The following is a 20,287-nucleotide window of genomic DNA, read 5'->3' as shown; positions in this document are numbered from 1 at the left end:
AACGTGGCTTCATCTGTGAGTAAAAATGATAACAGTTTAATTAAGGCGAATGTCTAAATGACACAACTCAAAGTGCTTGGCTGTAGTGGTGGTATAGGTGGTGAATACCGCACAACATCACTGTTGCTGGATCAAGATGTATTGATTGATGCTGGCTCTGGTGTTGGTGATTTGTCGATGGATGAATTGCTTAACATCAGCCATATATTCGTAACGCATTCACATTTGGATCATATTGCATTTATTCCACTATTGTTAGATACCGTCATGGGGATTCGCACTGAGCCCATCACGGTGTATGCCACAAATGAAACGCTGGATATTCTGAAAGAACATATCTTTAATTGGAAAATATGGCCAGATTTTAATGCTATACCTAATAGTGATACGCCTTTTTTACGTTATCAAGAGATAAAGCTTGGGCAAAAAATCTCACTTGGTAAACGCGCGATCACTGCAGTACCTGTGCACCATGTAGTGCCTGCGGTTGGTTATCATATTGAAGGCGCGCTTCATAGTTTGGTTTATACTGGCGACACAACGATTTGTGATGCGCTATGGCGCGAAGTAAACAAGATAAATCAGCTTAAATATCTGATTGTGGAGACTGCTTTCAGCAACAGTGAGTTAGAACTGGCAATCCTATCTAAGCATCTGTGTCCTTCGATGCTGTTAGAAGAGCTAGCCAAGTTAAGTGTAGCTCACCGAACTGGGGAGCTTGAAGTGTATATTACACACTTAAAACCAGGCGAAGATGCGCATATCATGCGAGAAATAGCTGAAGTAGATGTTGGTTTGTCTATTGCGGCACTACATCGACATCAAATTTTTGAATTATAGCTTGAGGCTTTAACACTAAATTATTTAGCTTTATAAAGCTAACAATGCCGTCATCCTCGCATACGACTTCACTGGGGCTTTAGCACCTAGTGAATCGGAGTGCCTGTGGTGCGAAAGCAAGGATGAGGATCTATTTATAGTCCTATAAATAATGACAACCATAGCTATATTATATTTGTTGATTACCTTTGTTGGAATTTGAGCCATATTTCGGTTCTTGCAAAGATTTCAACTTGATTGAGTAAACTATAGCTACTACAGGCCAAGCGTTATTAATGACCTTGGGGGTAAAAAATAATGGCTAAAAAGACATATCACCTTAACTATTTAGATACTGACGCTTAACATGACAACAGCAGCACTCACCATATTAAACACTATTGAACCAATTGCTAAGCTTTCTGAAGGCCGTAAGCAGGAGCTTGCTGACTTGTGTTTTGTAGAAAAGGTAAGCAAGGGCGTTAACCCTTTGCGCATGAATGTAACGCATGCAAAACAGGCAGTCTATTTAATTAAAGGTGACCTTGAATTAAGATTCGCCAAAAATAGCAAGGTACTGCTACGTGGAGATGCACCTGCGGCCAAACATCCTATTAATAGCGATCAAAACCTAGTTGATTGCATCGCGATTACCGATGTGGAAATTTTGCGAATAGATAACGATTTGCTCGACATCATGATGACATGGGACCAATTATCCACTGATGAAGAAGCCCTTAAGAATCTACATCACAAGTCAGGTGATAAAGAACCCAATAGAACCCCAGTTGAGTGGATGCGAGACACAGGAGTGTTTAGCGTGGCTAAATTGCAATCAGGCGTGTTTAGTAAAGTGCCCGTTGCTAATATAGAAGCTATGTTTCAGCGTATGGAGCGCATCAGTACCGTTGCCGGCCAAGTGGTTATTCAGCAGGGTGCAGTGGGTGATTACTATTATTTAATCGAGCATGGCTCGTTACTTGTTAGCCGGGCTGATGGTGTAAATGCGCCGTCCATATTGGTTGCAGAATTGAAAGAGGGAGATGCGTTTGGAGAAGAAGCGTTGGTCTCTGATAATAAACGTAATGCCACAGTTACCATGAAAACCGATGGGCAATTGTTGCGGCTTAATAAGCATGATTTTGTAGCGCTACTTAAAGAGCCGATGCTTACGCAAGTAAGCAGAGAAGTTGCCGAAGCTAAGGTTGCAGATGGCGCTGTATGGGTAGATGTACGATTGCCTTCGGAGTATCAATATGAGCATATTGAAGGCGCCGTTAATTTACCTTTAAAAGAAATTAGGCAAATGATGTCAGGTTTAGATCGTGCTAAGCCTTATATTGTGTATTGCCAAACTGGGCGACGTAGTTCTGCGGCTGCATTTATTTTAGTGCAGAATGGATTTGATGCAGTTGTACTTAAGTGTCATAAATAAAAAAAGAGACTTTAAAAAGTCTCTTTTTTAAATTAATCACAAACGGTTTGGTCGTTGTGTTACGTCACTAAAGTCTAGTTTTCTACGCAAACACCTGTATCCACTTCACACAAAGCGCCTGCAGTGCCACGAGCACCCGCTGCAAATGTTAGTTGAGTGCCTGCTGGAGGAACTGTATTTGCTACAACACCACCCGCATCACCACAAGCTGACGGCACTACAACAGGAACTAAATCTGGAGCATTGTTAGCAATTGCAGCTGCTACGCCACGAGCTACGCCTGTTGCCTCAGCCAAACATGCTGCGTTAGCAGATCTTTCTGTATAAGCTCTGTACTGTGGTAATGCAACTGCAGCCAAAATACCGATAATTGCAACTACAATCATCAATTCAATCAAGGTAAAACCTTTTTGTACTTGTTTCATTTTAATTTCCTTTATTAAAAATTTAAGTGTTTTCACACTATGTCTTAAATGGTAGTGCTTAGTTTTTAACAAGCAACTGTTGTGCCAGAATTTAAAATCGAGTGTTTTTTACTGAAAAAATGCAATGTTCTGTACGATCGCTTTGAACTTATCTTTAAATTTTAAACCTTTGTATGAGCCTGCCAAAGTGATTATTTGCTACCAAATCATCTATCTTCCGTCATTCCCACGAAAGTGGGAATCTATTTTAATCAATCACTTAAATGGATTCCCACTTTCGTGGGAATGACGATGATAGCGATGTTGATGGGAAGTATCACTAAAGCAAAGGTCTCAATGTGTATGGGTTAGGTGCAGTTTTTTAGTAATATCTTAATGATAGCTTGTTAACAAAAAACGGAGCTATTAGCTCCGTTTTTTTAATCCATTGACAATTTTTTGTATTTTCTACCGCTCAAACTGTCAAAAAAGGTCACGTAGCCATTGCATGAGTGACCAATTTGTAGAGGCTTTGCTTTGAGAGCCTTCGCGGTCACCTACTTTGATGATTCAGCAGCCTTCTTTAAACCAGCTAAACCTGCGTCATAAATACCGTTGATTGCATTTAATGCAGTTTCGTCATCTTGACCAGCTGGGATTGGTGGGTTTAGTTTGTATAAACGGTAGAAGCGGCCAACCCATTGTACGGTTGATTCACCAGCATTTGCGCCTTTTTTAACTACGATATAAGCGTTGTAGTCTGTTAACGGCAAGCCGCTTGAAACGATTTCGTAGCGAACTTTCATATCTGCATCATCTGCACTACGTAGTTTCTCAAGAATTGTGCCGCCATCTTTGAGTGTTAGTGTTCTAAATGTGTCTTCGCCTTTTTTCTCTAACTTGGTGTTAGTCACCGCAGGGTGCCATTTTTGCATGTTGCCAAAATCTTTTACTAATGCCCATACTTTAGCTGGCTCAGCTTTGATGGTGATAGATTTGTCAACTTTTAGTGGTGATGGACCGTGTGCTGATGCTGATACAGAAACCAAGCTTGTAGTTAAGCCAAGTGCGATTAACGCTAGAATTTTTTTCATTCACTTTTCTCCAAAAATCTCAGTAATGAGAGGGATTGTTCAAAAACAACACTACATTATAAAGTAGAAACAGAACTTATGAGAACCCGAATCTTCAATTGTAAGGTGGTTTGTGCTGTATTAACGATGTGAACTTGGCTTGGTTGACACTATGCACGATTCGTTTTGGAGGTTACGGATGAGTTGATAGCCGAGTTGATTAGTTTTAAATAAAAAGTGTGCCACATGTGTGATTGATGTAATCCGTATAGTGTCATCTATTTATGTCATTAATAATTTAATAAAAGTAAAGTATACTTTACTTTTATTGGTATCTTAGCTATAGTAAAAGACATGGATATTTTAACAATTGGTACAATTATCAAAAAAGCGAGAGTGGCGTGTGGTCTGAGCCAAAAGGCCTTGGCTGAGGCCTCGCATGTCTCTCGTGTGACAATTGTGAATCTGGAGAAAGGTAAAGTTGGCGACATAGGTGCTATCAAACTTTCTGAAATTGCGGAAACTCTAGGCACACCCATGTTCTCGACAGGGGAAAAAATGGATTTTGTTAAGATAACACTTAGCAACATCAATACAAGCTACAAAAATTCAATGTCGGCATCTGATCTGGAAAAGTTTATGTTGAGTGGGAAAATTCAGCCAGGATTTGAAGGACAGGTGATGCATCTAATCGACGAAACCCCAACTTCTTTGGTTGCTGGAGCCATCAAGCAGCTTTCAGCCAAGCGGAATGTTAATGCTAAGTCAGTCTGGAAGAACCTTGCGCATGTTGCAACAGAGATCAAGTCACCAAACAAGTTTTGGAGTGCAATTGGATAAGACTCAGCTACAATTCCCAGATGGTCCTTGGATATCATCTTCTTGAGAAAGCTTATATGCTTTTTGACGCCGTTGCTTCCGATGGCTTCTCCGTGCCGATCTGGAGTCTTGGAGGAGGTACGGTTCTCATGTTCTACTATGCACATCGTAGAAGCAAAGATATTGATATTTTTATACCTGATCCACAATTTCTAGGGTACATCAATCCTCGTATTGGTGGGCGTGGTGAGGATATTACATCCGATTACAAAGATACTGCTGAATACGTGAAGCTATTTTTGCCTGAGGGAGAGATTGACTTTGTTGCCTCATCTACCTTGACCACGAACCCTTTCGAGATGCATGAGGTGCTTGGCAGAAACATCTTGTTAGAAACGCCGATCGAGATTGTAGCGAAGAAGTTATGGTATCGTGGCGATAGAGCCACACCACGTGACTTGCTAGATTTTGCCGTTGTGATAGACCGTCACTACAGCGAGATATTAAACCACAGTGAAGTATTCGTAAAAAAATATTGAAACCTTCAGCAGTCAATGTGAATCACGTAAGTCAATTATGCTGCCAGTGTTTGAAGCAATTGATAAATTAGACTTTGATATCAGCTTTGATGAGTGCTTGGAGCGGGTCAGCATGCTTAAAGTAGATCTGCTAAGGGCTACGTCGGTGCGTTAGCCAATCAAGTCGATCCCATTGCTGTCGATATCAACCGTGCATTATGGGTTAACTGATATAAACTGGCCAAATGCGCGGCTTTTTTCACCGGTTTTGATGGTGGTTAATAGCTGGTTTGTGTTTGTATCTATCACGCTTACATTATTGCTACCCCAGTTAGCGACATAGGCACGATGGTTGGTATCATCTATGCTAATGCCCTCTGGAGTACTGCCGACATTAATGGTGGCGATGGTTTTTTTATTGGCAATATCTAGCACGGTGACACTGTCGTCCTGCGTGTTAGTGACATAAAGTGTTTTTTCGTCGGCACTGAACGCTGCGCAGTAGGGATGGTAGCCTACTTTCATATTTTCTATGGCGTTAGTTTCTGTATTGATGATGCTGACGGTGTCATCTTGCACGTTAACGCTAGCAAGTAGCTTTCCTGTCTTGCTTAGTGCAATGCCAAAAGGATGTGTTCCGACTGGTATCCGCTGTTTGATGGTGAAGGTTTTTGTATCGATGACTGCGATGTCGTTGCTATCTCTGTTGGTGATGTATAGCATTTGGTTGTTTGAACTGACGACAAGTCCTGCTGGCGCGTCGCCAATACTTAACTCGCGTACTGTGTGCGTGGCGTCTGTACTAATCGCTAATACACGGTTGTTAAACCAGTCTGTGGCGTATAGTGTTTTTTCATCTGGTGAGATTGCTAGACCCACTGGTGCACCATTTACTTTGATGGTGTTAACCAAGGTGTTGTTTTGGGTGTTAATGACTGAAATATCTTGGCTTTCAACATTTGAAATGTAAGCCCTGTTCAATTGTGATGCAACAGCAATCCCTACTGGTGCTTTACCGACATTGGCTGTGTGAATGACTTGATTGGTGCTGGTGTCAATGATGGAAACTGTGTGCTCGCCTTGGTTGGTGATGTAGGCACGATGTTGTTCTGTGTTAGTGTCTGCTGAACATGACATCATGGTTAGGCTAAAGCTAGTAAGTGCAATGAAAGTAGCGGTTTTTGTGAAATTACTGGTTTTAGTTTTCATTAGATTTAATATTAATTCAGTATCAAGCAAATGGTTGCTTTCAATAATGCTGGAAATATGAAAAAATTGCATCATATTTTATAACAGTATTATTTAGGCAGTATATGCTATGTTAGATCGTGACGGGTTTCGCCCGAATGTCGGCATTATTTTATGTAATGCCAACAATCAGGTATTTTGGGGTAAGCGTATCCGTGAGCATGCTTGGCAGTTCCCACAAGGTGGTATTAACTTTGGCGAGAGCCCAGAGCAGGCGATGTATCGCGAGCTGATGGAAGAGGTTGGCCTAAAACCTGAGCATGTTAAGATTTTAGGGCGCACCAAAGATTGGCTACGCTATGAAGTGCCAACTAGCTGGGTAAAGCGTGAGTGGCGCGGTAGTTATCGCGGGCAAAAGCAAATTTGGTATTTGTTGCGCTTAATGGGGCGAGATAGTGATGTTTCACTAAGAGCGACTAGCCATCCAGAGTTTGATGCTTGGCGTTGGAATGACTACTGGGTTCCTTTAGAGGATGTGATTGAGTTTAAACGCGGTGTATATGAGGCCGCATTGAACGAGTTAGCGCCGAATTTGTACCACAAAAGTCCTCACAAGTAATTGATGTCGTGAGATGTAAGCTGAGAGATAACGTAAGTCAAATGTAATTCAGCACGTTTGACTACACATTTTTTTGCTGCTGTCATTTTTTGGTTTACAAATATTTTTTATAAACAACACTCTTTTTAAAACAGTAGTCTTTTTGGTTTGGCTGTCTTGTTGTTGCAAGACAGCCTTTTTTATTGCTTATGCTTTGGTACCCATGACTTCACCGAGCTTGATAGTCTGAGTAGGTGTCCATGTTGAGTTGAAGTTTATGCGGTCTTTCTGGAAGAGCATGACGACAGTTGAGCCAAGTAAGAATCGACCCATTTCTGCGCCTTGTTTTAGGCTGATGTTTTTGTCTGTATAAGTCCATGTCTTGATGCTAGGCAGGCGAGGTGGGTTGATGATGCTATCCTCAGCATCGTGCCAAACTGTGGCCATACTGCCAACAACGGTTGCACCAACTAGTACCATCACAAAGTTTCCATGTTGTTCTGAAGCAAACTCGCATACTACGCGCTCATTTCTTGCAAATAGACCGGGCACGCCTTGTGCTGTCGTTGGGTTAACAGAGAATAGGTCTCCAGGCACGTAGGTCATTTTCAGTAGGCGACCGTCGCATGGCATATGAATGCGATGGTAGTCCTTAGGGCTGAGGTACAGGCATGCAAACAGTCCGTTTTCGTATTGCTTAGCCGTATCTATGTCACCGCCTACTAAGGCTGCCGTTGTGTAGTGATGGCCTTTTGCCTGAAAAATCTGATCTTGCTCTATGTGACCAAACTGGCTAATTGCGCCATCTACAGGGCAAATGAAATCGGCGTTGGCGAGTGGTCTGGCATTGTGCTTTAAGGGGCGAGTAAAAAACTCATTAAAGCTTTTGTATGAGGCGATGTCATGGTTGGCAGCTTCGCTCATGTTGACGTTGTAACGTTTAACAAACCAACGAATAACTGCGGTCGTGGTTTTGCCTCCTTTTAGATGGGCAAGTTTTCCGGCAATCGCGGTGATTGCTTGTTTTGGTAATAAGTATTGTGTGAGTACTGTGATGTTGGTTTGCACGATAATTCCAATAATCGTTATTTTTATTTTAAACTCAATACATAGTATGCGTAGTATGCGCGAAATTTAATGTAATGCATCAGGCGATCAACTCGCCATATAAACCGCTAATAAAAAAGGGCAAATCGTTAAACGTTTTGCCCTTTTTATTTAAGCTAGTTTAAATTTTTTAAATTAAAACTATTTAAGCCGAACCTAGTTCTTAGATTGATCCACTAATTTGTTTTTAGCAATCCAAGGCATCATTGCACGTAGTTGGCCACCAACTTGTTCAATTGGGTGCGCTGCGTTCAAGCGACGACGTGCAGTCATTTCAGGGTAGTTTGTACGACCTTCTAAAATGAATTGTTTAGCGTAGTTACCGTTTTGAATGTTAGCTAAAGCTTCTTGCATTGCGTAGCGTGATTCATCGTTAATTACTTTAGGACCAGTTACATACTCACCGTACTCAGCATTATTTGAGATTGAGTAGTTCATGTTGGCGATACCGCCTTCGTACATCAAGTCTACAATCAATTTCAATTCGTGCAAGCACTCGAAGTAAGCCATTTCAGGCGCATAACCAGCATCTACTAGTGTTTCGAAGCCAGCTTTAACCAATTCAACCGCACCGCCACATAGAACAGCTTGTTCTCCGAACAAGTCAGTTTCTGTTTCTTCACGGAAGTCAGTTTCAATCACGCCACCTTTAGTGCCGCCGTTTGCAGCTGCGTATGAAAGTGCGATGTCTTTTGCTTTACCTGATTTGTCTTGGTAAACAGCGATCAATGAAGGTACGCCGCCGCCTTTTAAGTACTCTGAACGTACTGTGTGGCCTGGGCCTTTTGGTGCAATCATAATCACGTCCAAATCAGCACGTGGTGTGATTTGGTTGTAGTGAATGTTGAAACCGTGAGCGAAAGCCAATGCAGCACCTTGTTTTAGGTTTGCAGCAACTTCTGCGTGGAAAATTTCTGGCATAGTTTCGTCAGGCAACAAGAGCATAACAACGTCAGCTTGTTTAGTTGCTTCTGCGATTTCTAGCACGTTGTGACCAGCTGCCACAGCTTTAGCCCATGAGCTGCCGCCTTTGCGTAAACCGATTGTTACGTTTGCGCCGCTATCTTTTAAGTTTGCAGCATGTGCGTGACCTTGTGAGCCGTAACCAACGATGGTTACTTTTTTGCCTTTGATTAAACCAAGGTCGGCGTCTTTGTCGTAATAAACTTTCATTTCTTTTCCTCTAAAAATATTTGCTACAGAGAACGCTGCACTCACAGAGAAAAATCATCTGAGTTACTTTCGTTGCCACTGTTGCTTTGATACTACAAACTACATTGTTTAAGAAAACTACAATTCGGCTATTAAGCACTTACTTTGAAAACACGTTTTGGCAATATCTTAAGCCATTGTTAAATCAGAGTGTCTGTTGTGTCACTCTGATCAATCCGAGTTTTTAGTAGCGCTAAACTATACTTTTAAGATTCTATCGCCGCGTCCGATACCAGATGCGCCTGTGCGCACTGTTTCTAAAATCGCTGCGTTGTCCAACCCTTCAATAAACGCGTCTAGCTTGTGGCCAGAACCAGTTAGCTCAATGGTGAATGTACCATCTGCTACGTCAATAATTCGACCGCGGAAAATGTCGCACATACGCTTCATTTCTTCACGGAACGCACCTGTTGCTTTTACTTTAACCAGCATCAGTTCACGTTCAATAAATTTACCATCGTTCAAATCAAGCACTTTAACTACATCTACCAGCTTGTTAAGCTGTTTAATGATTTGTTCAATCACGTCATCAGAGCCAGAGGTAACAATGGTCATGCGTGATAATGTTGGGTCTTCAGTTGGCGCTACGGTTAAAGACTCGATGTTGTAGCCGCGTGCTGAGAAAAGTCCTGCGACGCGAGACAATGCGCCAGCTTCGTTTTCCATTAATAGTGAAACAATATGACGCATTATAAGTCCTCCGCCAGAATCATTTCAGATAACCCTTTTCCGTTAGGAATCATAGGGAATACATTTTCTTTTTGGTCTGTAATGAAGTCCATAAATACAAAGCGTGATTTCATGTCAAAAGCTTCTTTTAATGCGCCTTCAACATCTTCTGGTTTGGTGATTTGCATACCAACGTGACCGTAAGACTCCGCAAGTTTTACAAAATCAGGCAAGCTCTCCATGTATGATTCTGAGTAGCGGTTCTCATAAAAAAACTCTTGCCATTGACGTACCATACCTAGGTAACGATTGTTTAATAGAATCACTTTGATTGGCAGGCTGTATTGTTTACAGGTAGAAAGCTCTTGAATATTCATTTGAATACTGCCTTCACCTGTTACACAGGCTACTTGCGCGGTTGGGTCTGCAAACTGACAGCCCATCGCATAAGGTAAGCCAACGCCCATCGTGCCTAGACCGCCAGAGTTAATCCAGCGACGTGGTTTGTCAAATTTGTAATATTGCGCTGCCCACATTTGATGTTGACCAACGTCTGATGTAACGTAGGCGTCGCCTTTAGTAACTTCCCAAAGCTTTTCAATCACATATTGTGGCTTGATAAGACCGTTGTTATTGCTGTAGTCCAAACATAGTTTGCCACGCCAGCTTTCAATCTGCTCCCACCATGCTTTAAGTGCTGGAGATTGTTTTGGTTTCTCAAGTGCAACGAGCTCATTCATTTCGGTCAGCACTGATTTAACATCACCTACGATAGGCACATGTACTTTTACGCGCTTAGAAATAGATGAAGGGTCGATGTCTACATGAATAATGGTGCGGTCTTTGCTGTAGAAATGCTCTGTGTTGCCGATTACGCGGTCATCAAAGCGTGCGCCCACCGCTAACAAAACATCACAGTTTTGCATAGCCATATTAGCTTCGTAGGTGCCGTGCATGCCAAGCATGCCTAGGAACTGTTTATCAGTACTAGGATAGCCGCCTAAGCCCATTAAGGTGTTGGTAACTGGCACACCTAGTGCTTTAACTAGTTTTACTAATAATTCTGATGCATCACCCAATACTACGCCGCCGCCTGTGTACACCATCGGGCGTTCAGCTTCAAGTAGCAGCTTAACAGCCTTTTTGATTTGGCCGCTATGACCCTTGGTCACTGGGTTGTATGAGCGCATTTCCACTGATTCTGGATAAACAAAATCAGCTAAGTGAGCTGTAATGTCTTTTGGAATATCAACTACCACTGGACCTGGTCGGCCAGTTTTTGCGATGTAAAATGCTTTTTTCAGGGTTGTTGCAATATCTTTTACATCTTTAACCAAAAAGTTGTGTTTAACACATGGGCGAGTAACGCCAACCATGTCTACTTCTTGGAATGCATCTAGACCAATTGCCGGCACCGGTACTTGACCGCTGATGACAACAAGCGGGATTGAATCCATGTAGGCAGTTGCAATACCTGTAATAGCATTGGTTGCGCCTGGACCTGATGTGACGAGGGCAACACCGACTTCACCTGTAGCGCGTGAAAACGCATCTGCAGCATGTACAGCAGCTTGTTCGTGACGCACAAGAATGTGCTTAAAGTGGCCTTGTTTGTAAATCGCGTCGTAAATATGCAGAACGGCACCACCAGGGTAGCCGAACACAAACTTTACATTCTCTTGCTCTAGGCAACGGATAACAATTTCTGCGCCTGTGATTTGATGCGGATGAGTAGTCTCTGCCATAAATCTTTTTGATTTTAATAATTTATTTGTAACCCTACACGATAACGGTTTGAGCGTGTTTGGTCAAGGACGAAAGTGTTAAGCGTGCATATTTAATTGACTAAATATGCACTGAAGCTGTCTTATTTTGCTTAGTTGGTAATTTTCAGAAAACCATAATAAAAACAAGGGTTTTACTCAAGCGCTAGCGGGGGCGCTACCTTTAACAGTTCTTCAATGGTGGTGAGTCCTGCCGCTACTTTCTCAGCGCCATTAATCACTAATGGTTGCATGCCTTCTTGCTGGGCTAATTTAGTTAGTTTTGCTAAGTTTGTTTCTGGCGTGATGAGTTTTCTTAATGCTGGGGTAATCGTAAGCATTTCATAAATGCCGCTACGTCCCCTAAACCCAGTATTGCGGCATTCTAGGCAGCCAACAGCTTTGTAAATATGTGCTGGTTTTGGTATGTTGAAAGTGCCAGCGAGTGCATCCCATTTACTTTGTTCAATGGGTTCTTTTGTCTTGCAACTTGGGCACAGTGTGCGTACTAGTCGCTGCGCCATAATGCCTAGTACGGTGGAGTGGATCAGGTAAGATGGTACGCCTAAGTCTAGTAAGCGTGTCACGGCTGATGGTGAGTCGTTTGTGTGTAGGGTGGAGAGGACTAAGTGACCTGTTAACGCCGCTTGAATCGCCATATCTGCGGTTTCAAGGTCTCGAATCTCACCTACCATGATAATGTCTGGATCTTGGCGCATGAGGGTACGTATGCCATCTGCAAAGCCTAGTCCTATGTTTTGTTGGACTTGCATTTGATTGAATGCAGGTTCAACCATTTCGATTGGTTCTTCCACCGTACATACGTTGACTTCTGATGTGGCAAGTAGCTTTAATGTGGAATAAAGGGTGGTTGTTTTGCCTGAGCCGGTAGGGCCTGTCACTAAAATAATGCCGTTTGGTGCTTTGGTCCAAGCGTTCCATTTTTCAGCTTGCTCTTCCGAAAAGCCCAGTGTTAAAAAGTCTTTGCCTGAAATGTCAGGTGAAAATATACGCATCACGAGCTTTTCACCAAACGCGGTAGGCATGGTGGATAAGCGCAATTCGATTTCCTGACCTTCAGCAGATAGCGTTTTGATGCGACCATCCTGTGGGCGGCGCTTTTCAACCATATCCATGCGCCCCAACAGTTTAATTCTGCTGGTAATAGCGTTCATGATGTTGGGTGGAAGTTGATAGACTTGATGAAGAACACCATCGATTCGGAAGCGCATCATGCCCATATTGCGCCTAGGCTCTAAATGAATGTCGCTGGCGCGTTGTTCAAATGCATATTTAAACAACCAGTCAACGATGTTGACTACGTGCTGTTCATTGGCGTCTAGATTTTTATCTTTACCTAGCTCAACTAACTGCTCAAAGTTCTGTACACCTACAATTTGCCCTGCTTTTGCTAGATTAGCCGCGTTCATTGAATTCGCTAGCTTATACATTTCCGGCAGATAGCGACTAACCTCCAGCGGATTTGCAAAAACCAGCTTCACTTTCATTTTTAGCACGCGCTCCAGATCCTCGATCCAGTCTGTGCTAAAAGGCTCAGTTGTGGCGATAATTGCCATGCCATCTTTCACCGCAATTGGCATAATTCTTAGACGTTCTGCATAACCTTTTGAAACGATTTGCGCCGCAGATCCAAAATCCAGTTTGAGCGGGTCAATGTGGTAGTAGTCTAAGCCCGCATGACCGGCAAGCCATGATGAAAGCCACTCTACTGTAATGGCGTTGTAAGGTGATTTAAGATTTTTCCATTTTTGTTCACCAATTACTACCAGTGGGTGAAGGTTGGAGCTATCTAGTTTACGATCTTTATATAGTTTCTCGGCTTGCGTTTTATCTAATACGCCATCGTTAACTAGGATGCGTAGTGCATCGCCAAGTGTCAGGCGGCCCGAAGGCTTGATTGATATTGCAGCTTTGCTCATTTTTTGCCTTTTAAACTAGAAGCGATCTATTCAACTAAATGCAATCTATATGACTATTTTGTATATTAACATGGACTTATTTTTCTGATGAAGTCTGTTAAATAAGCATTCAATGATGGCGTATGTGTTTTTATCAATTGCAATTGATGATTTAACTATTTGGCGCGATTTGCATAGAAAGGTCAATCGCACTAATGTCTTTGGTGATTGCGCCAATTGAAATGCGGTCAACCCCGGTTTGCGCAACTTCGCGAACGTTGTTTAGCGTGATGCCACCGGAGGCTTCCAGTAATGCCTTTTTCGCGGTGGCGTTGTTAATGCTAACCGCTTCACACAGCAGTTCAATACTGAAGTTATCTAAAAGAATGTTAGTGGCGCCGGCATCTAATGCTTCTTTCAACTGCGCTAAGTTTTCTACTTCAATCTGTATGCTTTTGCCACAATTGAGTGCGAAGGCTTGTTGCATCACCTTGCTGATACTTCCAGCTGCGGCAATATGGTTTTCTTTAATCAAGATGCCATCGTATAGCGCAAGGCGCTGATTATGGCCTCCACCGATAGTGACCGCATACTTCTGCGCTAACCGTAAATTAGGGATGGTTTTTCGGGTATCTAGAATTTGCGCGGAGGTGCCAGCAATGGCATCTACATATTTAGCAGATTCGGTAGCGGTAGCAGATAGTGTTTGCAGAAAATTAAGTGCGCAGCGCTCTGCTGTTAACAAAGAACGCGCTAGGCCGGTTATCTTGCACAATGTTTGGTTGGGCATAACACGCTCGCCTTCTGTGACTAGCCAATCGATCTGTACGTTAGCGTCTATCTGTTGGAAGCATGCGTTAAACCAATCGATGCCACAGATAACAGCATGCTCACGCACAATCACTCTCGCGTTAGCTGTTTGTGTGGCAGGCACTAACAGCGCCGTGAGGTCGCCACTGCCAACATCTTCATTCAGCGCATCTTTAACTTGCGACTGCACTATTGCATAGAGATTGGTCGGTGCATTGAAATCTTTTAGCCCGATTGGGTGATATTCGTTAATTTGCTTCATAAGTTATCGTAAGAGGGTGCTGTGATTGAATTATAATGCTAACAAATAATCTATAAACAACACTATGATTAGTGAAATATTATGAAGCTTTTATATACAGTAAATAGTCCATATGCACGTAAAGTGCGCATTGTTGCCGCAGAGAAACATATTGATGTTCAGCTGCAAGAGGTGGTGTTGTCGGCGCCCGACTGTCCTGTTAAAGACTACAACCCGCTAGGTAAGGTGCCTGTGTTGATTCTCAGTGATGGAGATAGTTTATACGACTCTCGTGTCATTGCTGAGTATTTTGATAACCGTACGCCATTAGCGCATTTGATTCCGAAGGATAATGGTGCGAAATCTGCTGTGCGCAGATGGGAGGCGTTGGCTGATGGGGTTTGTGATGCGGCTGTTGCGGTGATGTTGGAACAAAGAAAACCAGAGCAAATGCAAGATGCCGCATTTATTGTAAAGCAAATGGACAAAGTGACGCGTGGGTTAACCGTGTTAAATGATGGTTTGGGACAAAATAAATGGTGTGTCGATGATAGCTTTAGTTTGGCTGATATTGCCGTAGGTTGTACTCTGGGTTATCTTACGCTACGGTTTAGCCAAGTCATTAACTTGGCTCAGGATTATGCAAATTTGGAGCGATTGCAGACCGCTTTATTGCAACGTCCGTCCTTTAAAGATACGCTGCCCGTTGCTAATTAATCGGTAGTGATAGCATTCATTCAGCTAGCAAGTTGCTAAGTGCTAGCTGAGAAATATATTATATAAGTCATTGTTTAAGCCAAATTAATACCTAAAATTCGGTTTTAGAAAAGCTCACTGCTTTCATCAAGAATGCCGGAAAGTTGTGATTTATTCCGCATAGATTGTCTTTGATTCAGACGTCTTTGTGCTTGCTCTGGCAGGTCTGTAAAACGTATGGTATTCCGCTCTACCAACAACGAAATTAAATCCTCCAGCACCCTAGCTAAATGAATGTCACTTTCACGGAAGGCATCACCTTCAGCGAGTGAGTTTTCCAAGAAACTGATATAAGCTTTATCTGTCGCATCCACTTGTACCCAATCATCATTCAACCTCTCAGTGGCGCTGGTTGCGATAATTTGACCTAGAGAATTTTTAAGTACATATGCCATGGCAACTTCCTTTTTTAATGACAGCCTTTAAATTGCGCCAGTAATAATGCCGCCGCCTAAACACACGTTACTTTCGTAAACGACAGCTGATTGACCTGGTGTGATTGCCCATTGTTTTTGCCCGAATTTAATCTCCACCTCATTGGCGCTGATGCTATCAATTTCACATGGCGCATCAGGCTGACGGTAACGGGTTTTTGCGGCATAAACCCAGTTGGTGATGGGGTTTTCATCACTAATCCAATGAAGTTGGCTGGCTTTAAGGCCATCATTAAGTAGTAATGGGTGTTCATGGCCTTGTACAACGATGAGTTCGTTCTTTTCCATGTCTTTTGCGGCCACAAACCATGGCTCACCATTGCTCTCTCTGCTACCGCCAATTTTTAAGCCTTGGCGCTGCCCTAACGTGTAATACATTAAACCTTCGTGGCGACCTACCAGTTTACCTTCTGGGGTCTTCATGTCACCTGGCTCACGTGGCAGGTATTTACTTAAGAATTCCTGAAATGGGCGTTCGCCGATAAAGCAAATGCCGGTAGAGTCTTTTTTCTCTGCATTAATTAGCCCTGCATTACGTGCTATTTCACGTACTTCGCGTTTTAGGTGTTGGCCAAGCGGGAATAATGTTTTGGATAATTGCGCTTGATTTAGGCGGTATAGAAAGTAGCTTTGGTCTTTGCTACCATCATCTGCTTTCATCAGCTGGAATAAGCCAGGTTTGAGCGGATTCTCACGCACTTGTGCGTAGTGGCCAGTGGCAATTAAGTCTGCACCCATGCTCATGGCATGATCTAAAAACGCCTTGAACTTAATTTCTGCGTTGCAGAGGATGTCTGGGTTAGGCGTGCGCCCAGCTTGATACTCGCTCAAGAAGTTAGCAAATACACGGTCTTTGTATTCTTTACTGAAGTTTACTGCTTCGATGTCGATGCCAATTTTGTCTGCGACGGATACCGCATCGATTAAGTCTTGTTTGCTTGAACAGTATTCATCAGTGTCGTCATCTTCCCAGTTTTTCATGAAAAGACCGGTTACTTCATAACCTTGTTGCTTGAGCAGCAAGGCGGTGACTGAAGAGTCTACGCCTCCAGAAAGACCGACCACTATTTTCTTTTTTTGAGCTTTATTTAAATTCATGATTCAAATTCATAGGTATTGGGATTTATAAGTGCGTAATGACTGAGAGCGGGAAATGCTGTCCACTCAGATAGTCTTCAATACAAGTAATGACTTGTGGGCTACGCATAAGCATGGCGTTGTTGCGGATTTCGTCGGCCGACATCCAGACGGTGCGAATAATACCGTCATCTAGACCAAGCGCTGGTTGGTGATTACTCACGTTGCCTATGTATGCAAACCTTAAGTAAGTCGTGTCATTGTGCTCATGTTTCCAATGGTAGACGCCAAGTAAGCTAGTTGGATGAAAGCTGTAGGCAGTTTCCTCCAAGGTTTCGCGTATTACTGCCTCTAGCAATGTTTCGTTATCTTCGAGATGTCCAGCTGGCTGGTTGAATCGGTTTCCGCGATCCGTCGTTTCTTCTACTAGAAGAAATTTACCGTTTTCTTCGATAATTGCCGCGACTGTGGCATGTGGCTTCCATTGCATAATGATATCTTAAGTTAATGTAACGTTATTTTACTCTGAAGCATGCCATTTCCTGAAATATCTCTTTAGAGGCGATTAGGCTAATGCGGGGAAAAGTCCAGTCAAGCCTTGTGCAATAAACTCGACGGCCATTGCGGCTAAAATTAAGCCCATTAATCTTGTGACAACGTTAATGCCAATGGTGCCTAGCTTGTATGAAATCTTGACTGACAATTTCAATACTAGCCAAATGGTAATACAGACGAGAAATATGGGGATAATAAGAGAGAGGTGGCCTAATAGGCTGGCGTTTTTTTGTGCAGCAATAATCATATTACTGATGGCTCCTGGGCCAGCAAGCAATGGAATGCTGAGCGGTACAATCGCGATAACCTCTCGTTCAGCAAGTGTTTGCGCTTCTTCAGGGGTTTGACTGGCACCACTTTGTTTGCCGTGCATCATGGAGATGGCAATTAGCATCAGCAAGATGCCGCCACCGACTTGAAACGATGGGATAGAAACTCCAAAGAAATCTAAAATTTTATCTCCCATGAGCGACGACACCATCAGTATGATAAATACTGAAAAAGCCACCGTTTTAGCAGTTTGTGCTCTTTCTGCATGGCTCCAGCCACTGGTTGCACTAATGAAAATAGGTACGCTACCAATAGGGTTTACAATAGCAAACAAGCCTAGGCTGATTTTAAATAAACTTGGCCAATCGATCATATTCATTCCCATTTCATGCAATCTAATGCCATTAACGCGTTGTTAATTCTTAGATAGTAAATTAAAGTGCCTATATGTGGAAAAATAATCATAAAAATTCAACCATTATTCTTGCATCACGCAGCCCTCGTCGCGTGGAATTGCTCAAGCAGATTGGCTTAGATTGCGAAATCTACCCAGCTGATATCGATGAATCTCAATTGCCCGATGAGTCGCCAGTGCAATATGTGGTGAGGTTGGCTCAGGAAAAAGCGGCAGCCTGTGCATCAATGCTAACAACCGAGTATCTTAATTATCCTATTTTGGCTGCAGATACAACGGTGGCTTTATCTGAGCTTGTATTAGGTAAGCCTGTGGATGACGATGACGCGCGTGATATGCTAGGCAAGCTGTCTGCCGGGGCGCATCAAGTGCATACGGCAGTCGCGCTAAGTTTTAATGGAGAGCTTGAGGTGTTGTTGAGCTCGACTAATGTAGAAATGATGCCGTTGTCAGCGGAACAAATTGAGCAATACATTGCCACAGGAGATCATCGAGACAAAGCCGGTAGCTATGGCATACAGGGCCTAGCGGGTGCTTGGGTCAAAAGAATAGAAGGAAGTTATACCGGCGTGATGGGTTTGCCGATATATGAAACCGCGGCTTTGTTAAGAAAACATTGCATTATTACGATTTAAACGATTAATGAATGAAGTGAGTGTAAATTGAGCGAAGAAGTACTAATTAATGTAACGCCGCAAGAAACACGCATTGCCATGATGGAAAATGGCGTAGTGCAGGAACTGCAAATTGAACGTAGCTCATCATTAGGTTTAGTGGGTAATATCTACAGAGGTGTGGTGTGCCGAGTGCTGCCAGGCATGCAGTCGGCTTTTGTCGAGGTTGGTTTGCAGCGAGCGGCTTTTTTGCATGCAGGGGACATTCTAGAGTGTGGTGACTCTGACTTAAAACGACCCATACAAGAAGTGTTGCATGAAGGTCAGTCTGTGATGGTGCAGGTGATTAAAGAGCCGATTGGCACCAAAGGTGCGCGACTAACAACGCAAATTAGTATTGCCGGACGTTTTTTGGTGTACTTGCCTCAGCAAGAGCATATTGGTGTTTCACAACGTATTGAAGTTGAGGCGGAGCGAGAGTCTTTAAAAGCACGATTGCTAGGCTTGTTGCCCGCAGAGCGCGTTGGTGGTTATATTATCCGTACTATGTCTGAGGCGGCTACCGACGAAGAGTTATTAGCAGATATCGACTATTTAAATAAAACTTGGAAGCATATTAAGGGCAAGAGTATTACAGTGCCGGAACGTACCTTGATATTTCAAGATTTGAATTTGCCGATGCGTGTGCTGCGTGATGTGCTGTGTGCTGATACTGAAGTGGTACGAGTTGATTCAAGTGAAACCTACCAAAAATTGGTGGATTTTTCTAATTTATATGCAATTGCTGCACTAGATAAATTGGTCCATTATCAAGGTGAGCGGCCACTGTTCGATTTATATAGCATCGAGCAGGAAATTGAAAAAGCAATGTCGCGCAAGGTGGAGCTAAAATCTGGTGGTTATTTGATTTTTGACCAGACGGAAGCGTTGACCACTGTTGATGTAAACACTGGTAGTTTTGTTAGTGGTAAGAACTTGTCGGACACGATTTTCAAGACCAATCTCGAGGCTGCACAGTCTATAGCGCGTCAACTGCGGCTCAGAAATTTAGGTGGCATCATCATTATTGATTTTATTGATATGGATGAAGATGTTCAGCGCGCTGCTGTGCTGGAAGAGCTGCAAAAGGCCGTTGCGCGTGATCGGGCACGCACGGGCATTAATGGCTTTACGCCGTTAGGCTTGGTAGAGATGACGCGTAAAAGAACACGTGAGAGCTTAGCGCATATTCTTTGTGAGCCATGCTCCACATGCAAAGGCCGTGGTGAGTTGAAAACTGCGCAAACGGTATGTTATGAAATTTTACGTGAACTGCTACGAGAGGCTCGCCAGTTTAGTGCGCGTGAGTTACGTGTGCTTGCTGCGCCTAAGGTGATTGAAATGCTGCTGGATGAAGAGTCACAGAGCTTAGCGAACTTATCAGACTTTATTGCCAAGCCTATTTCGTTACAGGTTGAAACTAGCTACGCTCAGGAATCGTTTGATATTATTTTGATGTAGCAACTTGGTCACCATGCGAGCAGGTAAAGTGATTGAAGTGCAAACTTAAGAGGTGGATACTCAGTCAGGTTTGCTTTGCTAATACTTTACT

Annotated in this window: 21 protein-coding genes; 8 read left to right on the top strand and 13 right to left on the bottom strand. The window is 43.0% G+C overall.

Annotated elements, in window-relative coordinates:
- Positions 1–57 precede the first annotated feature (57 nt).
- Positions 58–840: a 3',5'-cyclic-nucleotide phosphodiesterase gene (locus FG24_RS01205; protein WP_036300125.1), complete on the top strand. Its 783-nt coding sequence runs from the start codon at positions 58–60 to the stop codon at positions 838–840.
- A 346-nt stretch (positions 841–1,186) separates the two neighbouring features.
- Entirely contained in the window at positions 1,187–2,254 is a 1,068-nt protein-coding gene (locus tag FG24_RS01200) for a cyclic nucleotide-binding domain-containing protein (protein ID WP_036300123.1), read from the top strand.
- A gap of 74 nt (positions 2,255–2,328) precedes the next feature.
- Here FG24_RS01200 and FG24_RS12910 read toward each other — a convergent pair whose 3' ends face one another.
- Both FG24_RS12910 and FG24_RS01190 read right to left on the bottom strand, forming a co-directional pair.
- Positions 2,329–2,679, bottom strand: coding sequence for a pilin (locus FG24_RS12910; RefSeq protein ID WP_036300119.1), 351 nt, complete (start codon positions 2,677–2,679; stop codon positions 2,329–2,331).
- A 536-nt stretch (positions 2,680–3,215) separates the two neighbouring features.
- A complete protein-coding gene (locus FG24_RS01190; protein ID WP_036300116.1) occupies positions 3,216–3,752 on the bottom strand; it encodes an SRPBCC family protein in 537 nt (178 codons plus the stop codon).
- Positions 3,753–4,085: 333 nt separating this feature from the next.
- Between FG24_RS01190 and FG24_RS01185 the strand changes: the two genes are divergently transcribed.
- Both FG24_RS01185 and FG24_RS01180 read left to right on the top strand, forming a co-directional pair.
- Positions 4,086–4,571: a helix-turn-helix domain-containing protein gene (locus FG24_RS01185; RefSeq protein WP_036300113.1), complete on the top strand. Its 486-nt coding sequence runs from the start codon at positions 4,086–4,088 to the stop codon at positions 4,569–4,571.
- 20 nt (positions 4,572–4,591) lie between these two features.
- Complete coding sequence (locus tag FG24_RS01180; protein WP_081880913.1) at positions 4,592–5,089, top strand: nucleotidyl transferase AbiEii/AbiGii toxin family protein; 498 nt, start codon at positions 4,592–4,594, stop codon at positions 5,087–5,089.
- Positions 5,090–5,284: 195 nt separating this feature from the next.
- Here FG24_RS01180 and FG24_RS01175 read toward each other — a convergent pair whose 3' ends face one another.
- Positions 5,285–6,352 (bottom strand): YncE family protein, encoded by a 1,068-nt coding sequence (locus FG24_RS01175; protein WP_081880912.1) that lies wholly within the window; start codon positions 6,350–6,352, stop codon positions 5,285–5,287.
- Between the two features lie 34 nt (positions 6,353–6,386).
- On the opposite strand from FG24_RS01175, the gene FG24_RS01170 reads away from it, so the two are divergent.
- Positions 6,387–6,875, top strand: coding sequence for an RNA pyrophosphohydrolase (locus FG24_RS01170; RefSeq protein WP_036300111.1), 489 nt, complete (start codon positions 6,387–6,389; stop codon positions 6,873–6,875).
- 186 nt (positions 6,876–7,061) lie between these two features.
- Here FG24_RS01170 and asd read toward each other — a convergent pair whose 3' ends face one another.
- From asd to nadC, 6 genes are all read right to left on the bottom strand, one after another.
- Complete coding sequence (gene asd, locus FG24_RS01165; protein WP_036300109.1) at positions 7,062–7,922, bottom strand: archaetidylserine decarboxylase; 861 nt, start codon at positions 7,920–7,922, stop codon at positions 7,062–7,064.
- A 195-nt stretch (positions 7,923–8,117) separates the two neighbouring features.
- Positions 8,118–9,134, bottom strand: a complete 1,017-nt coding sequence (ilvC, locus tag FG24_RS01160; protein ID WP_036300105.1) for a ketol-acid reductoisomerase — start codon at positions 9,132–9,134, stop codon at positions 8,118–8,120.
- Positions 9,135–9,371: 237 nt separating this feature from the next.
- Positions 9,372–9,863 carry an acetolactate synthase small subunit gene (gene ilvN / locus FG24_RS01155; RefSeq protein ID WP_019899427.1) on the bottom strand — a complete coding sequence of 164 codons (492 nt, stop codon included), beginning with the start codon at positions 9,861–9,863 and terminating at the stop codon, positions 9,372–9,374.
- Positions 9,863–11,587 (bottom strand): acetolactate synthase 3 catalytic subunit, encoded by a 1,725-nt coding sequence (locus tag FG24_RS01150; RefSeq protein ID WP_036300102.1) that lies wholly within the window; start codon positions 11,585–11,587, stop codon positions 9,863–9,865. The genes ilvN and FG24_RS01150 overlap by 1 nt, the downstream gene beginning before the upstream one ends.
- Before the next feature lie 173 nt (positions 11,588–11,760).
- Positions 11,761–13,545, bottom strand: coding sequence for a GspE/PulE family protein (locus FG24_RS01145; RefSeq protein WP_036300100.1), 1,785 nt, complete (start codon positions 13,543–13,545; stop codon positions 11,761–11,763).
- A gap of 151 nt (positions 13,546–13,696) precedes the next feature.
- Positions 13,697–14,596, bottom strand: a complete 900-nt coding sequence (nadC, locus tag FG24_RS01140; RefSeq protein WP_051901384.1) for a carboxylating nicotinate-nucleotide diphosphorylase — start codon at positions 14,594–14,596, stop codon at positions 13,697–13,699.
- Positions 14,597–14,677: 81 nt separating this feature from the next.
- Here nadC and FG24_RS01135 point away from each other — a divergent pair, with 81 nt between their 5' ends.
- Positions 14,678–15,292 (top strand): glutathione S-transferase N-terminal domain-containing protein, encoded by a 615-nt coding sequence (locus FG24_RS01135; RefSeq protein ID WP_036300098.1) that lies wholly within the window; start codon positions 14,678–14,680, stop codon positions 15,290–15,292.
- A gap of 104 nt (positions 15,293–15,396) precedes the next feature.
- Here FG24_RS01135 and FG24_RS01130 read toward each other — a convergent pair whose 3' ends face one another.
- From FG24_RS01130 to FG24_RS01115, 4 genes are all read right to left on the bottom strand, one after another.
- Positions 15,397–15,726 (bottom strand): hypothetical protein, encoded by a 330-nt coding sequence (locus FG24_RS01130; RefSeq protein ID WP_036300095.1) that lies wholly within the window; start codon positions 15,724–15,726, stop codon positions 15,397–15,399.
- Between the two features lie 27 nt (positions 15,727–15,753).
- Positions 15,754–16,863, bottom strand: coding sequence for a tRNA 2-thiouridine(34) synthase MnmA (mnmA, locus tag FG24_RS01125; RefSeq protein WP_036300094.1), 1,110 nt, complete (start codon positions 16,861–16,863; stop codon positions 15,754–15,756).
- Positions 16,864–16,888: 25 nt separating this feature from the next.
- On the bottom strand, positions 16,889–17,332 hold the full coding sequence (locus tag FG24_RS01120) for an NUDIX hydrolase (protein ID WP_036300091.1): 444 nt from the start codon (positions 17,330–17,332) through the stop codon (positions 16,889–16,891).
- A gap of 75 nt (positions 17,333–17,407) precedes the next feature.
- A complete protein-coding gene (locus FG24_RS01115) occupies positions 17,408–18,040 on the bottom strand; it encodes a YchE family NAAT transporter (protein WP_036300088.1) in 633 nt (210 codons plus the stop codon).
- 74 nt (positions 18,041–18,114) lie between these two features.
- Between FG24_RS01115 and FG24_RS01110 the strand changes: the two genes are divergently transcribed.
- The gene (locus tag FG24_RS01110) at positions 18,115–18,717 is read left to right on the top strand and encodes a Maf family protein (protein WP_036300086.1); all 603 of its coding nucleotides are present in this window, start codon (positions 18,115–18,117) and stop codon (positions 18,715–18,717) included.
- A gap of 27 nt (positions 18,718–18,744) precedes the next feature.
- Positions 18,745–20,196 carry a ribonuclease G gene (gene rng, locus FG24_RS01105; protein ID WP_036300084.1) on the top strand — a complete coding sequence of 484 codons (1,452 nt, stop codon included), beginning with the start codon at positions 18,745–18,747 and terminating at the stop codon, positions 20,194–20,196.
- The last annotated feature ends 91 nt before the right edge of the window (positions 20,197–20,287 follow it).

Origin of the sequence: Methylotenera sp. L2L1 (assembly GCF_000744605.1) — a bacterium.
GTDB lineage: Bacteria > Pseudomonadota > Gammaproteobacteria > Burkholderiales > Methylophilaceae > Methylotenera.
This window is presented reverse-complemented; position numbering and strand designations above follow the sequence as displayed.